Source organism: Xanthomonas sp. BRIP62415 (assembly GCF_003993515.1).
Classification (GTDB): domain Bacteria; phylum Pseudomonadota; class Gammaproteobacteria; order Xanthomonadales; family Xanthomonadaceae; genus Xanthomonas; species Xanthomonas euroxanthea.
The window spans coordinates 260,915-280,649 of sequence record NZ_QEZH01000037.1 but is presented as its reverse complement, the minus strand read 5'-3'; the positions used below and the strand labels follow the sequence as shown (position 1 = coordinate 280,649).

Here is a 19,735-nt window from a genome sequence, read left to right as displayed (position 1 = left end):
TGGCTGCGTCCACTACAGACCGTTGGCAGTACGCCATTTGGGAATGTCGTCCTTCAACAGCTTGTCCGGCCAGGTGCCATGCCAGGCATAGCCGACGCGGCGCTCGTTGGGCACCTGCATGTACTCGGTCAAGGCCTTGCCCTCGCGGTTGGCATACAGCGGGCGTTGATTCTGCAGGTCGTAGAAGCGCGCCCATAGTGACGCACCCGGTTGCGCGACGAGGATCACGTCCTTGCCGGTTTCCTGGGTGGGTTCGTCGATCTTCTTGGTGGCCAGGTCGCGCATGCGGTGGGTGTCGAACCAGCGCGCAGCGGCCTCGACCGAGGTCTTGATCTGCGCGGACGGGTTGGGCTGGCGCATCAGGAAACGCACGATACTCACCGACTCGCTGGAGGCCAGCGACGCCAGCTCGTACGCACGCGCCTTGGCCGGCTTGAGCGTGACCTCGTCGTACTGCGCGCCCCAGATGGTGAGCGTGCCGCCGATCTTGACCTGGGTGGCGAGCACGCATTCCAGCCCCTTGGTCACTGCCTGGCGGGCGCGTGCACCGTGGCTGGCACGCAGCAGCGCGCCGGTGTCGCCCTTGCCCTCGCTGATGTCCTGCAGCAGGTTGAGCACGCGCACCATGGCGTCGTCGTTGTAGGTGATCTGGTGATGGTAGGACGACAGGTCCGGGTAGAACTGCGGCCAGCCGCCGTTGGCGTATTGCGCGGTGAGCAGATAGTCCACGCCGCGCTTGGCGGCGGCCACGTACTTGGCGTTCTTCTCGGTCTTGTAAATGGTGGAGAGGTAGCCGATCTCGTAGGTGGTGGCCTTGTTGTCGATGGTGGCGTCGTCCTTGCGCCCGGGTTGCTGCAGCTCGGCGATTTCCGCAGCGGTGAAGGTGCGGGTGTAGTCGACGGCAACGCCCTTGTACTGCTTGGACCAGCCGCCGGAGGCGGTCTGCAGCAGCAGCATGTTGTCGGCGATCTTGTCGGCCATGGCCGACAGCGGGGCCAGCAGCAAGGCGCCGGCGAAGGCGAGCGTGTGGAAACGGAGCAGGTGCGAACGGATCATCAGAACGGCCTCCAGGTGCCGAGGATGGTTTTGCGATCCAGCGCGGCGGCTTGCGCGGCGCTGAGCTGACGCGACCACTTCACGCGGCGCGACGGGTTGGCGCCGGCGCCGCTGCTCTGGTATTCGCTATAGCGGGCGGTGGCCTCGTTGGCGGTGTTGCCCCAGTTGTTCCAGCCCTCGGGCACGATGTGCGCGCCGAGCTGGCTGCTGATGAAGCTCACGCTGGCGTACGGGCGCCACGGCCGGCCCAGGAACACGCGCGACACGCCGCTGGCAGCGGTGACGCGTGCATTGCGGAATACGAAGCCGTGTGCGCTTTCCTGCGGGGTGGAGGCGGCAGTGAGATAGCCATCGCCCAGCGAGTGCAGCTGCACGTTTTCGAACAGCGCGGTGCCGGCGCCGAACACGAAGTCGACGGTGCCTTCGACGTAGCAGTCGAGAAAGTAGGACAGCTTGGCGCCACGCAAATACAGCGTGTCCTGGTAACCGAGAAAGCGCACGTTGCGGAACGCGGCGCGGTCGCCATCCACGCGCACCGCCACCGCCTGCCCGACCGGGCCTGCGTGATTGCCGAAGGCGAGTTTTTCCGCGGTGACGTCGTTGCCGGCGATGATGACGCTGGACGAACCGGAGGTGCCGTATTCGGTGCCGGTGGCCGGATTGATGCGTGAGGCGTAGTTGTCGTAGGTGATGACGGTCTGGGTGGCGCCGGCACCGGTGAGCCTGAGCGCCGGTGCGTTGGACGGCACCACGATCAGTTCCTGGTAGGTGCCGGCGCCGATGTTGATCTGCGCGCGTTTGCCGCCCTGCACGGCGGCGTCGATGGCGGCCTGCACGGTGCGGTAGCCGGCGCTGCCCTGCTTGGCCACGGTGTAGACCGGGTCGGCGGCGATGGCGGCGGTGCTGCCGAGCGACAGCCCGGCCAGCAGGGCGCTGGCGGCGAGAGTGCGTAACACGATCCTGCGATGCAGTTGCATGCGTTGCTCCTGTCAGAACTTGTAGCGCGCGCCGATGTAGTACTGGCGCCCGGTGACGGTGTACTTGTCGGGCAGTTCCAGCGTGGAATCGACGTAGCGGCGGTCGGGTGTGTCGAGCAGGTTGATGGCCTCAAACGTCAGCGACAGCTGGTCGTTGAGCTTGTAGGACATGTTGAAATCCACGTTTTCCACGCTGTATTTGCCGGTCACGTCGGCCGTGACCAGGCGCTTGCCATCCAGGTCGTAGACGTCTTCCTGGGCGAGGATGTTGTTGATGTAGCCATCGCGGTAGCTGGTGGACACGCGCGCACTGAAGCGGCCGTCGTCGTAATAGACGGTGGCGTTGTAGGACTGCGGCGAGAGGTTGAGCAGGTCGCGCTCGGTGGCGGTGGTGGTGATGCTGGTATTGCTGCTGCCGGCGGTACTGAACAGGTAATTGATCTTGGAATCGACCTGGGTGTAGTTGAGCTGGATGCCGAAGTTGCGCCAGAAGCCGGGCAAGAAGTCGAAGGCCTGCTGATAGGTCAGCTCGAAGCCCTTGAGCGGCCCGCCGGGCGTGTTGAAGTAGCTCTGCACGTTGAAGATGGTGTCCGGCGTGAAGCCTGCGGGGAGCAGGTCCAGCGAGTAGCCCATCGCTTCCCAGGTGCTGAGCACGCGGGTGCGCTGCACGTAGCTGTCGATGTCCTTGTAGAACACCGCCGCCGACAGCAGCGAACCCTCGCGGAAATACCACTCGGCGCTGAGGTCGTAGTTGGTGGAGCGGAACGGGTCCAGCTTGGGGTTGCCCAGGTTGATCGAGAAGAAGCGCCCGTCGTCGAAATACTGCGTAGGGCCGCCGCTGACGCTGGGCGACAGATACGCCAGCGTGGGGCGCGCCATGGTCTTGGCCGCACCGAAGCGCAGCACCACCTCGTCGCTGACATCCCACGAGAGATTCAACGAGGGCAGGATGTCGCGGTAGTTGTGGTTGACCGTGGTGGGCACCAGCAGGCGCTCGCCGGCCGCGGCGGTGGCGCTGGCCACGCCGAAGAACGACTGGCAGTTGGGCGAGATGGCGCCGGCCGCGGTGGCCGTGCACGGCGCATAGCCGCTGGCGGCAATCTGCGTCTGCACATAACGCACGCCCAGGTTGCCACGCAGCGTGCGGCCCCACAGGTCGGTATTGAAATCGAGCTGCAGGTAGGTGCCCAGGCTCTTTTCGTTGACGGCGAAATTGTTGTTGGACGAGCCGAAGTGGCCGACATCGGCCAGCCGGTAGTCGCCGCCGGGCACGCCGGTGTCGCAGTCGCAGTTGATGTTGAGCAGGTCGGCGACTTTCTGAAAATCCGGAATCACCCAGGTGGTGGGGAAGCTGCCGCTCAAGCTGCGGCCAAAGCCGTCCAGGTTGGTGCTCAAATCGCCCACGCCCACACCGGCCGGCAATGCCTGCGCCAGTCGGCCGTAGGAGATGTTGCGCGACTCCGACGTGTCCATGTCGTAGTTCTTGTAGGCCAGCCCGGTGCGGAAGGTGAAGGTGGGGCTGATGTTGAATTCCAGATCCACCTTAGCGGTGTCGAAGGTGTTGCCCACCGACTGCGGGTTGAGCCGCACCTCGCTGATGTTGGTGCCGCGCGCGGTGCCGTTGCTGTTGACCGGCACCGCGCCGTAGCCCAGCCACTGCCAGTTGTTTGGGTTACCCGCATCGAAGGGGAAGCTCATGCTCGGGTAATCGCCACCATTGCGGCGGTCGAGCACAAAGCCATCGAGATTGGTGTTGTCGAAGCTCACCATCGAGAACTCGGGGCGTTCGTAGTCCGAGGTCGAATGGCCGACCAATGCGTTGACGCGCACCTGGTCGTTGAAGCGGTGCTGTAGGTCCAGGCTGAACTGCTTGAACTCGGTGGATTCTTCGATGTTGCTGGATTCGGTGCGGAAGTCGACGTTGTCGAACACGCCGTAGGTAAGGCGGTTCTGGTCGTCCACCTGCGCTTCGCGCACCGCGATCTGGGTCTTGCCGCCGAAGTTGGCGGTGCGGTGCAGGTTGGCACCGACCGAGTCTTCGCGCTGGTCCTTGTCCAGCTTGGAATACAGCATGTCGAAGTTCAGCAGGGTGTCGTCGCTGACCTTGAATTGCAGCGCGCCGGTGACGCCCAGGCGCTTGATCTCGTGATCGGTGCGGATGTAGCGCGGGTAGCGCGGAATCCAGGCGTTGGTGGCGGTCTCGTAGGCCTGGATGTTCTCCGGCGTATTGGCCGGGCGCGGGATGCCGGTGCCGCAGTTGGTGGCGCTGATGCCGTAGCTGCCCCAGCCGTTGTTGCGGTCCTGGTTGGCCTGCGAGCCGACCCCGGCAGGGGTTTCGTTGGCCAGCGAGTTGCGCGGGGTCTGCGGGTTGTAGCCCACCGGCGAACAGAAACCGTAGGTGCCGTTGTTGGTGGCGGTGCTCTGGTTGGAGTTGCGGTAGTTGCCGTGCTCCCAGCGCACCGGGTTGTAGCCTTCCTCGCGCAGGTGGCGCTCGCTGTAGGACACCGACATCAGCGCGCCGATGCGGCCATCGGCCCAGATATTGCTGATCAGGCCGGAAAAACGCGGGTCCTTTTCGCGCGAGAGGTCGTTGTAGCCGTATTGCGTGGAGGCGGCCGCTTCGAAGCCGTCGAAGTCGAACGGGCGCGAGCCACGCAGGTCGACGGTGGCGCCCAATGAGCCTTCGTCCATCTGCGCCGACTGGGTCTTGCTGATGGTGACGCGGCTGAACAGCTCGGAAGCGAAGGTGTTGAAGTCGAAACCGCGGCTGCGGTTGACGCCATCGCTGCCGCTGCCGGCAGTGGCCAGCGCTTCCAGCCCGTTGATGCGCACGCGGGTGAAGTCCGAGCCCAGGCCGCGCACGGAGATCTGCTTGCCCTCGCCGCCTTCGCGGTCGATGGAGACGCCGGCGATGCGCTGCATCGATTCGGCCAGGTTCAGATCGGGAAACTTGCCGATGTCTTCGGCATAGATGGCATCCACCTGCTCCACGCTGTAGCGCTTGGCATCGAGCGATTGCTGCAGGCTTTCGCGGTAGGTGGCCTTGACCTGTACGCGGTCCAGGTCCACCGCGTCGGTGGGCGGTGTGGCCGGTGTGGTCTGCGCGACGGCAGCGGCCGCATGCAGTGCCAGGACGATGGCCACCGACAGACGCGCGGTGGGCAGGCGAGCGGCCGCCACGGAGGCGGAACGACGCGAACGGACATGCATGATGCGGCTCTCTCCATGGCACTGGCTGCAATGACGCGCTCAGCCCCCCAAGGCCATGGCGTCGCAATGGGCGACCAGCAACACCGCTGCGCAAGCGCGCTGCGTTCTTGCTGGACGTTTCGAACATCACGCCCACCGCGTTGCATGCGCGCACCCGTGCACCGCATCCACGACGGTCAAGCGTTGGAATAAGGGCCCGCTGCGCGTGTGCGCAGCGGGCAGGCAGCGGGTCAGAACTTGTAGCGCAGGCCCAGCAGGTACTGGCGGCCGGTTTCGGCGTACTGCAGCGGCAGCTGGCCGGTGCGTGGCGAGGACACCCACTCGTCGGAGGCCTCGTTGGTGAGGTTGATGCCTTCCAGGCTCAGCTCCAGCTGCTTGCTGATCTTGTAGCGCAGCGAGGCGTCGAGGATGGTGGTGCCGGTCATGCCGTGCACGCCGTCGACGTTGAAGCCGGTTTCCGCACCCGGTGCCTGGGTGAGGTAGTCGTCGCGGTTGGTGGCCGACACGCGCCCTGCGAAGGACTCACCTTCGTAGAACAGCGTGGCGTTCCACGACGAGCGCGACAGCCCGAGCAGGTCGTTCTTCATCACCGGCGCGCCGCTGCTGGCCAGGTACTGGATCTTCGAATCGACCCAGGTGTAGTTGAGCTGCACGCCCAGGTTGGCCCACTTGCCCGGCAGGAAGGTGAAGGGCTGGGTGTAGTTGGCTTCCACGCCCTTCAATTCGCCGCCCGGGGTGTTGAGCGGGATGCTGAAGGCGAAGTCGTCGTTGACGGTGGCACCAGTGCCTTCCAGCAGGGAAGCCGGCAGGCCGCTGCTGGAATACGGGCGCACTTCGCGCGCGGTCTGGATGAAGCTCTCGATGTCCTTGTAGAACAGGCCGACACCGAGCATGGCGCCTTCGTTGAAGTACCACTCCAGGCCGAGGTCGACGTTGGTGGCCTCGATCGGGTCCAGGTCCGGGTTGCCGCCGGCCACGGTGCGCGCACCGCCGGCCACCGCCACGGTCACGCCGGGGGTGAGGCTGCCCAGGCCGGGACGGCTCATGACCTTGGCCGCGCCAAGACGCAGCAGCAGGTCAGGCGCCAGCTCGGCGACCAGGTTGAACGAGGGCAGCGTGTTGCTGTACTTGCGGCCCACGGTGGTCAGCGCCGGTGCGTTGTTGATCAAGGCATAGCCGGTGGATTCCTGCTCGGTCTCCACATAGCGCACGCCGAAGTTACCGGAGAACGGAATCGACCCCAGGTCGGTGGAGAACTCGCCCATCAACCACACGCCGCGGTCCTTTTCCTCGACGCTGCGGCTGTTGTTGACGCGCGGGGCCACGGCGAAGCTGCCGCTGTTGCTGTAGATGCCGAACAGGTCGGCCACCGCATCCAGGTTGGGCACGACCCAGTTGGAGGGGCTGCCGTTGATGCCCTTGAGCCCGGCCTGTTCGGTGAGATCGGCCGGCACGATGCGCGTGCCATTGGCGAAGGTGGGCACGGCCAGTTCGTTGGCGCGGCGCAGCTCCACGGTGCTGAAGGTGTAGTTCTTGGCCAGCACGCCGCCCTTGAGGCGGAAGCCGGGGCTGATGTTCCAGTTGAAGTCGATCTGGCCGGTGTCGAAGTCGTTGTCCACCGTCTGCGGACGCAGGCGGATTTCGGCCAGTTCCCAGCCGGTGGGATCGGTCGGGTTGATGCCGTAGTTCAGCACCGGCGCGCGGCTGTTGCCACGGTAGTCGTAGCTGTAGCCGTCGACGTCGTACTTGTCCATGATGATGGTGGTCTGCACCGGGTTCTCGTGCGCCGAGCGCGAGGTACCGACCCGGGCATTGATGCTGAAGTCGTCGTTGAAACGATGCTCCAGGTCCAGGCTGACCTGCCTGAACTCGGTGTTCCACTCGTCGTGGCGGTTTTCGGTACGGATATCGACATTGTCGAATTCGCCGTACACCAGGGCGTTGTTGCGGACCTCGCCGTTACGCACGACCGTGGCCGGCTTGCCGACCAGCACCGGGCGTGCATTGCCGCCGCGGCTGAAGGAGATCGCTTCGATGTAACGCTCGTCGCGCTTGGCGTCGATCTTGGAATACAGCATGTCCAGCGACAGCGTGGTGCGGTCGGTCGGCTTCCACTGCAACGCGCCGGTGACGCCCAGGCGCTGCTGGTCGTGGATCTGCTGGGTATAGCGCGGGAAGCGCGGGTGGTAGACGTCGGCCGAGCGCGCCGCGGCGAACGGCGAGGTGGCGCTGAAGCCGCCGTTGCTCGGACCATTGGCCCAGCGGCCGGTGTTGGAACCCTCTTCCAGCACCTCGCGCTCGGTGTAGGCCACCGACAGCAGGGCGCCGAAGGTGTTGTCGGCCCAGGTGTTGGCGATCAGCGCGGCCACGCGCGGGTTGGCCTTCTCGGCCATGGCGTTGTAGGCGGCCTGGCCGCTGGCGGCGAAGGTGAAGCCGTTGTAATCGAACGGACGCGCGGTGCGCAGGTCGACCGTGGCGCCGAGCGAGCCTTCTTCCACATCGGCCGAGGCCGTCTTGCGCGCGATCAGCTGCGAGAACAGGTCCGAGGCAAACACGTTGAAGTCGAAGCCGCGGCCGCGGTTGGTGCCGCCACTCTGGTCGCCGGCACCCACGGTGGTGAGCGCTTCCATGCCGTTGATGCGCACGCGGGTGAACTCCGGGCCCAGGCCACGCACCGAGATGGCACGGCCCTCGCCGGCCTCACGGGTGATCACCACGCCGGGGATGCGCTGCAGCGATTCGGCCAGGTTGAGGTCGGGGAACTTGCCGATGTCCTCGGCGACAATCGCATCGACCACGCCGGCTTCGCCGCGCTTGATGTCCAGGGCCTTTTCCACCGAGGCGCGATAGCCCGTCACCGTGACGGTGTCCAGGTCGACGGCCGGTTCTGCAGGCGCTTGGGTGGTGTCTTGTGCTGCCAGGTGGCCGCTCAGCGCAAGGCCGATCGACAACGCCAGCAAGGTAACCGGTGTCTTCCGGCTGGTGGTCCGAAATTGCATGTCCTCCCCTCCCAAGGGTCCATGAACAACATGAAAGTCTGGTTGTGAGCGGCAATGACACCGCTGGTCAAAACGACGTTACCAGCTGAATCCTCCCGTAACATCTTGCAGCGCAGCAGAAAACGTCACCAAATTTGCCCAAAAGGGGTGCAAGCGGTCACTGCGCGTCGCATCATGGGCCTCGCCCGGCGCGTTTGGCGCCGGCTAGAATGACACCGATAGTCATCCTGACGCGCGACGGTTCCCCCACACCGTGACGCACCACACAGCCGAGGTAATTGCCGCATGAGTCGTGCCCGTATCCTGTGCTTTGGAGAGTTGTTGCTGCGCCTGGGGGCGCCTGGTCACGAGCTGCTGCTGCAGCAGCCGCGGCTGGACGTGCATTGCGGCGGGGCCGAGGCCAATGTCGGCGTGTCGCTGGCGCATTTCGGCCATGACGTGGCCATGGTCAGCACGGTGGCGGACAACCCGCTGGGGGCGGCGGTGCTGGGCGAATTGCGCCGCCACGACGTGGACACGCGGCATGTGCGGCGGGTGGACGGCCGCATGGGGCTGTACTTCCTGACCACCGGCGCGATCCACCGCCCCAGCGAGGTGGTCTACGACCGCGCCGATTCGGCGTTTGCGCTGGCCCCGGCCGATGCCTACGACTGGCCGGCCCTGCTGGAGGGCGTGCAGTGGCTGCACCTGTCCGGGGTCAGCCCGGCGCTGGGCGCGGACGTGGCGCAGGCCACGCTGGCGGCGGCACGCGCGGCGCGGGCGGCCGGGGTCAAGGTCTCGTTCGACGGCAACTACCGGCCCAAGCTATGGCAACGCTGGCAGGGCGATGCGCGCGGCATCCTGCACCAGCTGTTCGCCTGTGCGGATGTGGTGTTTGCCGACTACCGCGACATCGGCGTGGTGCTGGGCGGCGAGTTCCCGCAGGACACGCTGGAAGCGCGGGTGGAAGCGGCGGCGCAGCAGGCGTTTGCCGCATTCCCGCAGCTGCAGTTGATGGCCTGCACCCAGCGCGTGACGCACAACGTGGACCACCACAGCCTGGGCGCGCTGCTGGTGCCGCGCAGTGGTGCGGTGGCGCGCGCGCCGAGTGAGGAACTCACGCCGATCATCGACCGCATCGGCGGCGGCGATGCGTTCGCCGCCGGCGTGCTGCACGGCCTGATCGCAGGCTGGTCACTGGATGACACGGTGCGCTTCGGCCTGGCAGCAGGCTGCCTGAAGCACTCGATCCCCGGCGATTTCAATCCGCTCTCGGTGGCCGAGGTGCAGGCCTGCGTGGGGGATGCGCGGTTTGATGTGAGGCGGTGAATCGGGAGTGGGGAATCGGGAATCGTAGGAGCTCAAGAGCGCTGACTTCCCGCGTTACTTTCCGGATTGGTTGCCCACCGAGCGCGGCGCGTCAGGTCTGACGCGCTCACGGGCCGGCGGGCTGGTGCTTGCAGTGGGGATTCGTCACAGCAAGGGCAACCGGCATCGCGTGCCCGTTGCCCTTGCCGTAATCGATCCGGGTGCGCCTAGGATCTCAGCGATGCAGCAACCTGCGGCTTTTCCGATTCCCCAATCCCGATTCCCGATTCCCGCGCCTCACCCCAACTCGATGCAGTCGAAGGTCACGTCCGTCTCCACATCGGCGTCGTAATCCACATCGTCACGCTCGAAGCCGAACAGCTTGAGGAACTCGTGCTTGTAGCCGGCGTAGTCGGTGAGCTGGAACAGGTTCTCGGTGGTGACCTGCGGCCACAGCGCCTTGCAGGCGTCCTGCACGTCGTCGCGCAATTCCCAGTCGTCCAGGCGCAGGCGGTTTTCGTCGTCCACCTCGGCGGGCTGGCCGTCCTCGCGGTACAGGCGCTCGCGGAACAGGCGCTCGCGGAACAGGCGGTCGAGCTGCTCGATGGTGCCTTCGTGCAGGCCCTTTTCCTTCATGATCTTGTAGACCATGGAGATGTACAGCGGCATCACCGGGATCGCGGCGCTGGCCTGGGTCACCACCGACTTGAGCACCGCCACGTTGGCGCTGCCGCCGCGCTTGGCCAGGCGCGCGTTCAAGCGCTGCGCGGTGTGGTCCAGGTCGACCTTGGCCTTGCCCAGCGCGCCGTGCCAGTAGATCGGCCAGGTGATCTCGGTGCCGATATAGCTGAAGGCCACGCTGCGTGCGCCATCGGCAAGCACGCCGGCGCCGTCCAGCGCATCGATCCACAGCTCCCAGTCCTGCCCGCCCATCACGGTGACGGTGTCGTCGATCTCCTGCGCGCTGGCCGGCTCGATCGAGGCCTGGATGATGGTGTCCTTGTTGGTGTCGATGGCGGTGGCGGTGTAGGTGTTGCCGATCGGCTTGAGCGCCGAGCGCTTTACTTCGCCGCTGCCGGGCAGCTTGCGCACCGGCGAGGCCAGCGAATACACCACCAGGTCGACCTGGCCGCCCATCTCGGTCTTGATCAGTTCGATGACCTTTTCGCGCGCGGCATCGGAAAACGCATCGCCGTTGATCGACTTGCTGTACAGGCCCGCGGCCTTGGCGTGCTTGTCGAACGCAGCGGAGTTGTACCAGCCGGCGGTGCCGGCCTTGCTGGCGCTGCCGGGTTTTTCGAAGAACACGCCCAGCGTGTCGGCGCCGAAGCCGAACGCAGCGGTGATGCGCGAGGCCAGGCCGTAACCGCTGGATGCGCCGATCACCAGCACCTTCTTCGGGCCGTCATTGCGCACGCCGCGCGCACGCGTGGCGGCGATCTGCTCGAGCACATTGCGCTCGCAGCCAAGCGGATGCGTGGTGGTGCAGATGAAGCCGCGCACTTTGGGATGGATGATCAACGTGGACTCCTGGTCAGCAAGATGCTGGCGGCATTTTAGTGCGTGTGACGGACTTTGGGGCGAGCGGCGTTTGCCACCGGCGGTGCGGAGCGGGTGCTGCGTGGCACCGGCATGGTGAGGCCAAGGCACCGAACACGCGCACATCGTCGGCCTGCCGGCGAGACAGCCCGCGGCGCGCCACACGCGGCCGCATCGCCATGCGTGAAGACGCCCGTCATCGCACGGCACGCCGCGTTGCCGCGGCCGGCATCGTCCATACACGGGCGCGAACGAACGCCGATCACCCTCGATTTCCTGCCCGAGCGCCTGTGCTACGTTTGCGCCTGCCGTGCCGTGCCTGGCCGCGCCTGATGGCGATCGTCGAGGCTCCTCCCACCGTGCGACCGGTATCCGAGCGAATGTCTCTTCGAAGCGAGCGCGTCACGCAGCTGGGCTCTGTCCCGCGATTTCGGCTTGGGCCATTGCTGGTCGAGCCGGAACGGCTGGTGCTGATCGACGACGGCCAGGTCATCGCGCTGGAACCGCGCATGATGGAAGTGCTGATCGCGCTGGCCGAGCGGGCCGGCGAAGTGGTCAGCGCCGAGCAGCTGCTGATCGAGGTGTGGCACGGCAGCTTTTACGGCGACAACCCGGTGCACAAGACCATCGCCCAACTGCGCCGCAAGCTGGGCGATGACAGCCGCCAACCGCGCTACATCGAAACCATCCGCAAGCGCGGTTACCGGCTGCTGCCCAAGGTGGTGTTCCCCGACGATTATCGCGGTGCGGTACTGGGCGCGCAGGTGTGGGGACACGGCAACCCGTATGTGGGGCTGCAGGCCTTCGATCCCGCGCATGCGGAGGTCTTCTTCGGGCGCAGCCATGCGATTGCGCAGGTGCTGGGCGCGCTGCGCGCCCAATTGCACAGCCAGCGCGGGCTGGTGCTGGTCAGCGGTGCCAGCGGCTGCGGCAAGACCTCGTTGCTGCGCGCCGGCGTGGTGCCGTTGCTGGCGCAGCCCGGCGGGCTGGATGGCCTGCAAGCCCTCGCGGTGGCGTACTGCAACCTGGCCCAATGCCGTGGCGGCGATGTGCTCGACACGCTGGCGCGCGCGCTCGGCGAGTGGGCACCGGGTGGGCGCGCGGTGTTTTCGCCGGCGCAGATGGCGGCGTTGCCCGAGTGGCTGCAACGCCCTGCACCGCTGCATGCGGCCATTGCCGAAGCGATGCGTCAAGGCACGCCAGCGCGCGACAGCGCACAGACCCAGCGCCATCTGCTGCTGGTGATCGATCACGCAGAAGCGCTGGTGGCCACGCCGGGAATCACCGATGCCGACCGCGCCGCACTGGCCGCCGCCTTGCAGGCGCTGTGCGACAGCGCGCAGGTGGCGGTGCTGATGCTCACCCGCAGCGATTTCTACCCGCGCCTGATCGACGCCTTGCCGCAGATCGTGGAGCTCAAGCGCGGCGACGGACACGTGGATCTGCTGGCGCCACGCGACGGCGAGATCGGCCAGATCATCCGCGTGCCGGCGGCGATGGCCGGGCTGCGCTTCGAAGAAGAGCGCGACAGCGCCAGCCGGCTGGACGATGTGCTGCGCGATGCCACCGCGCGCCAGCCCGATGCCTTGCCGTTGCTGCAGCACCTGTTGCATGCCTTGCATGCGCAACGCAGCGACGACGGGCTGCTGACCTTCGCCGCCTACCGCGCATTGGGCGGGCTGGAAGGCGCCTTGGCGCACCATGCCGAGCACACCTTCCGCGCCTTGCCGGCTGCCGCGCAGGCGGCATTGGGCCAGGTGCTGAGCGTGCTGAGCGTGATCCACCCCGACAGCGATGCGGTGACCGCGCGGCGGGCGCTGTGGTCGGCCCTGCCGGCGCACGGCGCAGCGCGCGTGCTGGTGGAGGCCTTCGTGCATGCGCGCCTGTTCGTCAGCGAGCTGGTGGCGGGCGAGCCCGGCTTTGCGGTCGCGCACGAGGCCTTGCTGCGGCAATGGCCGCGTGCAGCCGAGTGGATCCATGAAAACCGCCGCCTGCTGCAGGCGCGCAAGCGGCTGCAACTGGCCGCGCAACGCTGGGCCGCCGAAGGCCGGCGCAGCGATCACCTGCTCAACAGCGGGCGCCCGTTGAGCGAGGCGCGCGAGGCGGCGCGGCGCATGCCGCAGGACCTGGACGCGCTGGATCACGCGTTCCTGCATGCCTGCGAGCGCTCGCAGCGCCGCCGCCGTGGCCTGTATGCGGCGGCGGCAAGCATGCTGGTGGTGCTGGCAAGCGCCTCGCTGCTGCTGGGCTGGCAGGCGCGCCAAGCGCAGCAGGTGGCTGAAGAACGGCGCGACCAGGCCCAGCAACTGGTGAGCTACATGCTGGGCGACCTGGCCGAGCAATTGCGCACGGTGGGCAATCTGAAACTGCTCGACAGCGTGGGCAGCCGCGCGCTGCGCTACCTGGAAGACCTGCCCAGCACGAGCATGCAGCCAGGCGATCTGGTCAACCACGCCCGCGCGCTGCGCACCACCGGCGAAGTGCTGATGAACCAGGGCAAGCTGGACCAGGCGCAGGCGGCATTCACGCGTGCGGCCGCCACTGCCGAGCAGGCACGCATGCGAGCGCCAGATACCTTGGAGGCGCGCGCGGAAATGGGCCAGGCGGCGTATTGGCTGGGAAACATGGCCTACCGCAGCAAGCAGTTCCCGTTGGCGCAGACTTACTGGTCGCAGTATCTGGCGGCCAGTGAATGGCTGGTGCGCACGGCGCCGGATGACCAACGCTGGCAGCTGGAGCTGTCGTACGCGCTCAACAATCTCGGCACGCTGGCCACCACACGCGGCGATACCACGACGGCGATCGGTTTTTTCGCGCGCGACATCTCGCTCAAGCGCATGCTGATCGCGCGTGCTCCGGACAACCCGTCGTTGCGCTACGAGTTGATCGACAGTTTGTCATGGCTCAGCTTGGCACAGGAGAACCAGGGCCTGCTGGCGCCTGCCGAGCAGGGCTACCGCGATCAAATCGCGATGTTGCGCGTGCTGGTCGAGAACGACCCCGATGCCAATGCCTGGCGACGGCGTCTGGCGGGTTCGTTGATCCGCACCTCCAACCTGGCGGTGGCGCGGGGTCACCTGGCACAGGCGCAGACCGATGCGCAGGACAGCGTGCGGATGTTGCAACCGCTGGTGGCGCTGCAGCCGGACAACCACACATGGCAACGCGATCTGGCGCATGCCTACGCGCAGGCTGGCTGGGTGGCCGCGTTGGATGGGCGTCCCGGTCAAGCCGAACAGCAACTTGGCCAGGCCCGTCAGACCATGGCTGGCCTGCTGCAACAGGCCCAGCCGCTGCCCGAATGGCAATGGCTGGATGCCATCATTGCGCTGCGCCTGCACCGCGTACAGACCGGACGCGCAGGCGCACACGCAGGCGACCTTGATCAGATAGTTGCGCGGCTGGATGCCCTGCATCGCGCCAGACCCGACGATCTGCTTGGCATCTCCGCCTTGTCGCAAGCGCTGGTGTGGCATGGCGAACAACGCGCCGCCGTCGGCGACGACGACGGTGCACGCGCGGCATGGCAGCGCGCGGTGGCCGTGCTGGGCAAGGACATCGGCAACAGCCGCGACAAGACCCTGCTGGACCCCTGGATTCGCGCGCAGGTGCATCTGGGCCAACGCAGTGCCGTTACGCAACAGCTCGGATGGCTGTATCAGGCGGGCTACCGCCACCCGGGGTTCGTCTCCCTCTATGCCCCGCTTTTCAAGGAACAGGACAGCTCATGACGGATTTCAAGATCAAACTCACCGTGGCACGGGTGGGATTCGGCGGCAACACCGGTGCCGGCGAATATTTCTACAGCTTCGCCCCGGACCTGCTGATCGTGGATAAGCACGACAAGGCATCGACCCTGCTGTATTACTTCGATGAAGACGTCGTCCCCAGGCATTTCAAGATCAAGAGCCTGTTGAGTTCCGATGCCTTGAAGCAGATCGGAGAACCCAGCATCAGCCCCGACGGCCGCAGCGTGCAGGTCAGCAATGCCAATAGCGTGCCGACACTGATCTTCCTGACCATCATCGTCGAAGACGAAAGCCGCAAGGACAAGAAGACCTGGTTCAGCTGCGATCCCCAGGTTGGCAACGATCCGCAGATCAACCCGCAGGAAACCCCGCCCCTGTAGTAAGCCCTGCCTGGCCACCGGCCTGGCGGTTCGCCACCAGGCGGTGTGTTGCCGCAATGCGTGGGCAGGGCCACAGCGTGCGCACGCCCAGGGGCCGGGGCCGGTGGTGGATACAACCACGGCCCCGGCCCCTGAGGCCGACCGGCGCACGCACCCGTTGTCACGGGAGGACCCTGCGTGCGGTCCCGATGGCGCTCGCTGCGCCTGGCTGGCGGGCGTGTTGCCGGGTGCTCCGGCCAGCCGTGGATGGCGACAGCCAGGCCTGCCGCGCTGAAGCCAACAGCGCCTGGCGAGGGCGTCTCATCCCACGCAGTCCCGCGGGTGCGGTTGGGTGCCGGCCGGGACATCCGCCAGGCGCGCGGCGCAGTGGCTCGCCACCGCCTGCTGCCGGTCATCCCGCTCGGCTCCGTTGCTGAAGGCCACCTTGAGCTGGCCGCGGGTGGACCACGCGCCGGGCATGCCGGTGCGGAGGTCGCCAGCGCCACGCCCTGCCCATGGCCGACAGCCCAGCCCCGGGCCGCACCCGTGCGCATCGATGCGGGCGGACCAGCCGTCGCAGGTGCGGGCCACGGCGCCCCGCACCGCCCCGGCGCAGGCCGCCACGCTGACCCGCAGGTCGCGCTCGGTTGGCGGCTGGACATGCAGCGCGGCCTGGGCCCAGGCGATCGGCAAGTCGGCCTGGGTGGGCGCCGCCCAGGCGCTGGTGGACAGCACGACGCTCAACACCCACAGGTACCGGACCAGGCGCATGACGGACTCCGCAGCGGACCGGAGCGCGGCGCGTCCCCGGGCGACCTCGGTGGCCGCCGGACAACCTTCCTGCCCGGCCGCCCACGCGACCTGACGGCAACCTTACGGTTGCTGCCCCATCCTGCCGAAACCCGGAAATTCCCTATAAAACAACGCCATGCAACCTGGCGAGACAGCGTCGTGCGGCGGGTGGCGATGTACCCGCGCGTCGAACCAGTTCCCGCGCGCGGCGGCGGCAGCGCTGCAGAGCCCGCTCTTACGATTCCCGATTCCCGATTCCCGATTCCCCGCCCTCAAATCACCCGCAACGTGATCGCCTTCAACACCGCGCGCGTGCGGTCGCGGGTGCCGAGCTTTTCCAGGATGGTGGAGACGTAGTTCTTCACCGTGCCCTCGGCCAGGAACAGGGTGCGGGCGATCTCCTTGTTGGAATAGCCGCCGGCGAGCAGGCGCAGGATCGCCACCTCGCGCTCGCTGAAGGTCTCGCGCGGGGGCTGCTGGTCGCGGAACTGGTAACGCGCGCGCACCGGGTCGGTGCTGACCGGCTGCAGCAGGGTCTCGCCGTTGGCGACCCGCTCGATCGCCTCGCGCAGGTCTTCCGGGGCGGCGTCCTTGAGCAGGAAGCCCTGCGCGCCGGCCTCGGTGGCACGCAGCAGCAGGTCGCTGTCGTCGAAGGTGGTCAGCAGCAGCACCGGGGTGCGGTCGCCGCGGGCGCGCAGTTGCTGCAGCGCCTGGATGCCGTCCAGGCCGGGCATGCGGATGTCGCTGAGCACCACGTCCACGGTGGTGCTGGCAAGCGCGTCCAGCAGGCCCTGGCCGTCGTCGGCCTCGCAGGCCACCTCCACGCCCTGCTGCTGCAACAGCGCGCGCAGGCCGGCGCGGACCAGGACCTGGTCATCGGCCAGCGCGATGCGACGTGGACTCATGCCGGCAGCCTCGCCATCAGGTGCATGCCGCCCTGGGCGGTGCGGCCGAGCTCAAGCCGCCCGTGCAGGGCGGCCAGGCGTTCGCGCATGCCGGTGATGCCGTTGCCTTCGCGGATGCGCTCGGCGCGGCGGCCATCGTCGCGGATGTCCACGTGCAGCTGCGCGCCCTCGCAATGCAGATGCACGGCCACCTCGTTGGCGTCGGCATGCCGGACGGCGTTGGTCAGCGCCTCCTGCACCAGCCGCAACAGCAGCTCGGCCACGCGGGCATCGGTGATGCGCACCGCCGGGTCGATCTGCAGGCGCAGCGCCGGGCGCGGGAACGGTGCGGCCAGCGCGCGCAAGGCGGTCTGCAGATCCAGGCCCTGGTCGTCGCGCAGCGACTGCACCACGTTGCGGATGTCCGACAGCAGGTCGGCCGACAACTGCTCCACCACCGCGATCTCCTCGCGCCGTGCCAGTGCCGGGTCGGCGCCGAGCAGGCGCAGATTGATGCGCATGGCGGTGAGCTTGTGCCCGGCCACGTCGTGCAGCTCGCGCGCCAGGCGCAGGCGCTCGGCATCGCGCGCGCTGTCGGCCAGCAGCGCGCGGGTGGCCAGCAGGTCGGCATTGACGTAGGCCAGCGCGTCGCGGGTGCGCTCGGCAGTGCGTGCGTAATGCGCGGTCAGCGCGGCGAAGGCCTGGAAACCGGCGTAGATGCCGACGATCAACCACGGGCGCTCGAACCCGGCCTGCACCAGCAGCGCATACATGCCCGCGTTCAACGCCAGCGCCAGCAGCAGCACGCGCGCCGGCGGCCAGGTCATGCCCGCCTGTGCCACCAGCATGACCAGCAATACCGGGGCGGTGCCGGCACGCGGCTCCATCCAGACCAGCAGCAGGGCCATGGCCGCCTGCAGCAGCGTGGCGACAGTGCGCAGCGCATGCAGCGGCGGCAACACGGTATGCAGCAGAAACAAGGCGGTGAAGCCGGCCAGCACGCCCCAGCGCCAGGCGCCCTGCGGTGAGGCGTCGGGCACGAACGACAATGCCACCGCGGCAATGGTGAACGCGCCGGCCAGACGCAGCGGTTGCAAGCAATGAAACAGGGACGAGGTCATGCGGCGATGCTGACGGCCGCGCGGCCGCGCGGCAATGGCACGGAGGCAGAAAGTGACTTCCGGCAGGTGGGCGCGCGGCCCCGTCGCCGCTGTCGTCGCTGCGGCGCGTCCGCACATCGGCACGCGGCCCATTGCCACGGAAGCACGCCCTGCCCGCTTGCAGCCGGCCGGGCGCGCAGCCGCCCCCCCGCCCCACCGATGGTCTTACACTCAGCGGCTACCCGCAGCTGCCGTGCGTCTTCGATGATCATTTCCGCCGCTTCCGACTACCGTGCCGCTGCGCAGGCGCGCCTGCCGCCCTTCCTGTTCCACTACATCGATGGCGGCGCGTACGCCGAGCACACCTTGCGGCGCAACGTCACCGATCTGGCCGATATCGCGCTGCGCCAGCGGGTGCTGCGCAACATGTCGGACCTGAGCCTGGGCACCGAATTGTTCGGCGAGGCGCTGGCGATGCCGGTGGCACTGGCACCGGTCGGGCTGACCGGCATGTACGCGCGCCGTGGCGAAGTGCAGGCCGCACGCGCGGCGGCGGCGCGCGGGATCCCGTTCACGCTGTCCACGGTGTCGGTGTGCCCGATCGAGGAAGTGGCGCCGGCGATTACGCGCCCGATGTGGTTCCAGCTGTACGTGCTCAAGGACCGCGGCTTCATGCGCAACGCGCTGGAGCGCGCCAAGGCCGCCGGGGTGACCACGCTGGTGTTCACCGTGGACATGCCCACGCCCGGCGCGCGTTACCGCGATGCGCATTCGGGCATGAGCGGGCCCAATGCGGGGCTGCGGCGCATGCTGCAGGCCGTCACCCATCCGCGCTGGGCCTGGGACGTGGGCCTGCTCGGCAAGCCGCATGATCTGGGCAACATCTCGACCTACCGCGGCAGCCCGACCGGCCTGCAGGACTACATCGGCTGGCTGGGCGCCAATTTCGACCCGTCCATCGCGTGGAAGGACCTGGAATGGATCCGCGAGTTCTGGACCGGGCCGATGGTGATCAAGGGCATCCTGGACCCGGACGACGCGCGCGATGCGGTGCGCTTCGGCGCCGACGGCATCGTGGTGTCCAATCACGGCGGGCGCCAGCTCGATGGCGTGCTGTCCAGCGCGCGCGCGTTGCCGGCCATTGCCGATGCGGTGAAGGGGCAGCTGAAGATCCTGGCCGATTCAGGCATCCGCAGCGGGCTGGACGTGGTGCGCATGCTGGCGCTGGGCGCCGATGCGGTGCTGCTGGGGCGGGCGTTCGTCTACGCGCTGGCCGCTGGCGGGCAGGCCGGCGTGGAGAACCTGCTGAGCCTGATCGAAAAGGAAATGCGCGTGGCGATGACCTTGACCGGCACCCATTCGATTGCCGAGATCAGCAGCGATGCGTTGAGCCGGGTGACGCGGGAGCGTGCGGTTTCGCCTTGACGGGAATCGGGAATCGGGGAATCGAGATACGTCGGTAGAAGAGCGGATGATCTGCGGCTTGGCTGCAGGGCCCTTGCCCGCCCACCATCGCGGGACACGCCGCAAGTACGTCCCTGTAGGCTCTTACGCGGCATCCATGCCGCGTAAGGTCCCGCGATGGTGGGCGGGCAAGGGCCAGTCAAGATGGTCGGTACGCATGGTCAAGCTGGGGGTGATGCGCACCTATTGGATAAGTCGAATAACGACGCGTTGCAAGCGGTCGTCATGTACGCGTGGACGCCGCACTCAGAATCTGAGGCTGGAATAGTCCATGCCGATTCCGGGCACAGGCCGCGCCCGCCTCGCGGCTAGGCAGCAG

At 67.4% G+C, this 19,735-nt stretch carries 12 protein-coding genes; 4 read left to right on the top strand and 8 right to left on the bottom strand.

Translation table 11 applies throughout. From position 1 onward, the window contains the following. Positions 1-12 precede the first annotated feature (12 nt). From pelA to EO141_RS20525, 4 genes are all read right to left on the bottom strand, one after another. A complete protein-coding gene (pelA, locus tag EO141_RS20540; protein ID WP_127170124.1) occupies positions 13-1,056 on the bottom strand; it encodes a pectate lyase in 1,044 nt (347 codons plus the stop codon). Next, positions 1,056-2,033 (bottom strand): pectinesterase family protein, encoded by a 978-nt coding sequence (locus tag EO141_RS20535; RefSeq protein WP_127170123.1) that lies wholly within the window; start codon positions 2,031-2,033, stop codon positions 1,056-1,058. Before EO141_RS20535 ends, pelA begins: the two co-directional genes overlap by 1 nt. 12 nt (positions 2,034-2,045) lie before the next feature. Then, the gene (locus EO141_RS20530; RefSeq protein ID WP_127170122.1) at positions 2,046-5,243 is read right to left on the bottom strand and encodes a TonB-dependent receptor; all 3,198 of its coding nucleotides are present in this window, start codon (positions 5,241-5,243) and stop codon (positions 2,046-2,048) included. Between the two features lie 230 nt (positions 5,244-5,473). Next, a complete protein-coding gene (locus EO141_RS20525; RefSeq protein WP_115675567.1) occupies positions 5,474-8,242 on the bottom strand; it encodes a TonB-dependent receptor in 2,769 nt (922 codons plus the stop codon). A 285-nt stretch (positions 8,243-8,527) separates the two neighbouring features. Here EO141_RS20525 and EO141_RS20520 point away from each other — a divergent pair, with 285 nt between their 5' ends. After that, positions 8,528-9,550 (top strand): sugar kinase, encoded by a 1,023-nt coding sequence (locus EO141_RS20520; RefSeq protein WP_104584457.1) that lies wholly within the window; start codon positions 8,528-8,530, stop codon positions 9,548-9,550. Positions 9,551-9,826: 276 nt separating this feature from the next. Here the strand turns inward: EO141_RS20520 and fabV are convergent, their stop codons facing one another. Further along, on the bottom strand, positions 9,827-11,050 hold the full coding sequence (gene fabV / locus EO141_RS20515) for an enoyl-ACP reductase FabV (protein ID WP_127170121.1): 1,224 nt from the start codon (positions 11,048-11,050) through the stop codon (positions 9,827-9,829). A 398-nt stretch (positions 11,051-11,448) separates the two neighbouring features. On the opposite strand from fabV, the gene EO141_RS20510 reads away from it, so the two are divergent. Together EO141_RS20510 and EO141_RS20505 are read left to right on the top strand one after the other, a co-directional pair. Next, positions 11,449-14,799, top strand: a complete 3,351-nt coding sequence (locus tag EO141_RS20510) for a winged helix-turn-helix domain-containing protein (RefSeq protein ID WP_127170120.1) — start codon at positions 11,449-11,451, stop codon at positions 14,797-14,799. After that, positions 14,796-15,197: a hypothetical protein gene (locus EO141_RS20505; protein WP_127170119.1), complete on the top strand. Its 402-nt coding sequence runs from the start codon at positions 14,796-14,798 to the stop codon at positions 15,195-15,197. The genes EO141_RS20510 and EO141_RS20505 overlap by 4 nt, the downstream gene beginning before the upstream one ends. Before the next feature lie 300 nt (positions 15,198-15,497). Here EO141_RS20505 and EO141_RS20500 read toward each other — a convergent pair whose 3' ends face one another. The 3 genes from EO141_RS20500 to EO141_RS20490 form a co-directional block, all read right to left on the bottom strand. Further along, on the bottom strand, positions 15,498-15,947 hold the full coding sequence (locus EO141_RS20500; protein ID WP_241236706.1) for a hypothetical protein: 450 nt from the start codon (positions 15,945-15,947) through the stop codon (positions 15,498-15,500). 293 nt (positions 15,948-16,240) lie between these two features. Continuing rightward, positions 16,241-16,873, bottom strand: coding sequence for a response regulator transcription factor (locus tag EO141_RS20495; RefSeq protein WP_104584465.1), 633 nt, complete (start codon positions 16,871-16,873; stop codon positions 16,241-16,243). After that, a complete protein-coding gene (locus EO141_RS20490) occupies positions 16,870-18,090 on the bottom strand; it encodes a sensor histidine kinase (protein ID WP_127170190.1) in 1,221 nt (406 codons plus the stop codon). Before EO141_RS20490 ends, EO141_RS20495 begins: the two co-directional genes overlap by 4 nt. 126 nt (positions 18,091-18,216) lie before the next feature. On the opposite strand from EO141_RS20490, the gene lldD reads away from it, so the two are divergent. Continuing rightward, positions 18,217-19,377: an FMN-dependent L-lactate dehydrogenase LldD gene (gene lldD / locus EO141_RS20485; protein ID WP_127170118.1), complete on the top strand. Its 1,161-nt coding sequence runs from the start codon at positions 18,217-18,219 to the stop codon at positions 19,375-19,377. Positions 19,378-19,735 lie beyond the last annotated feature (358 nt).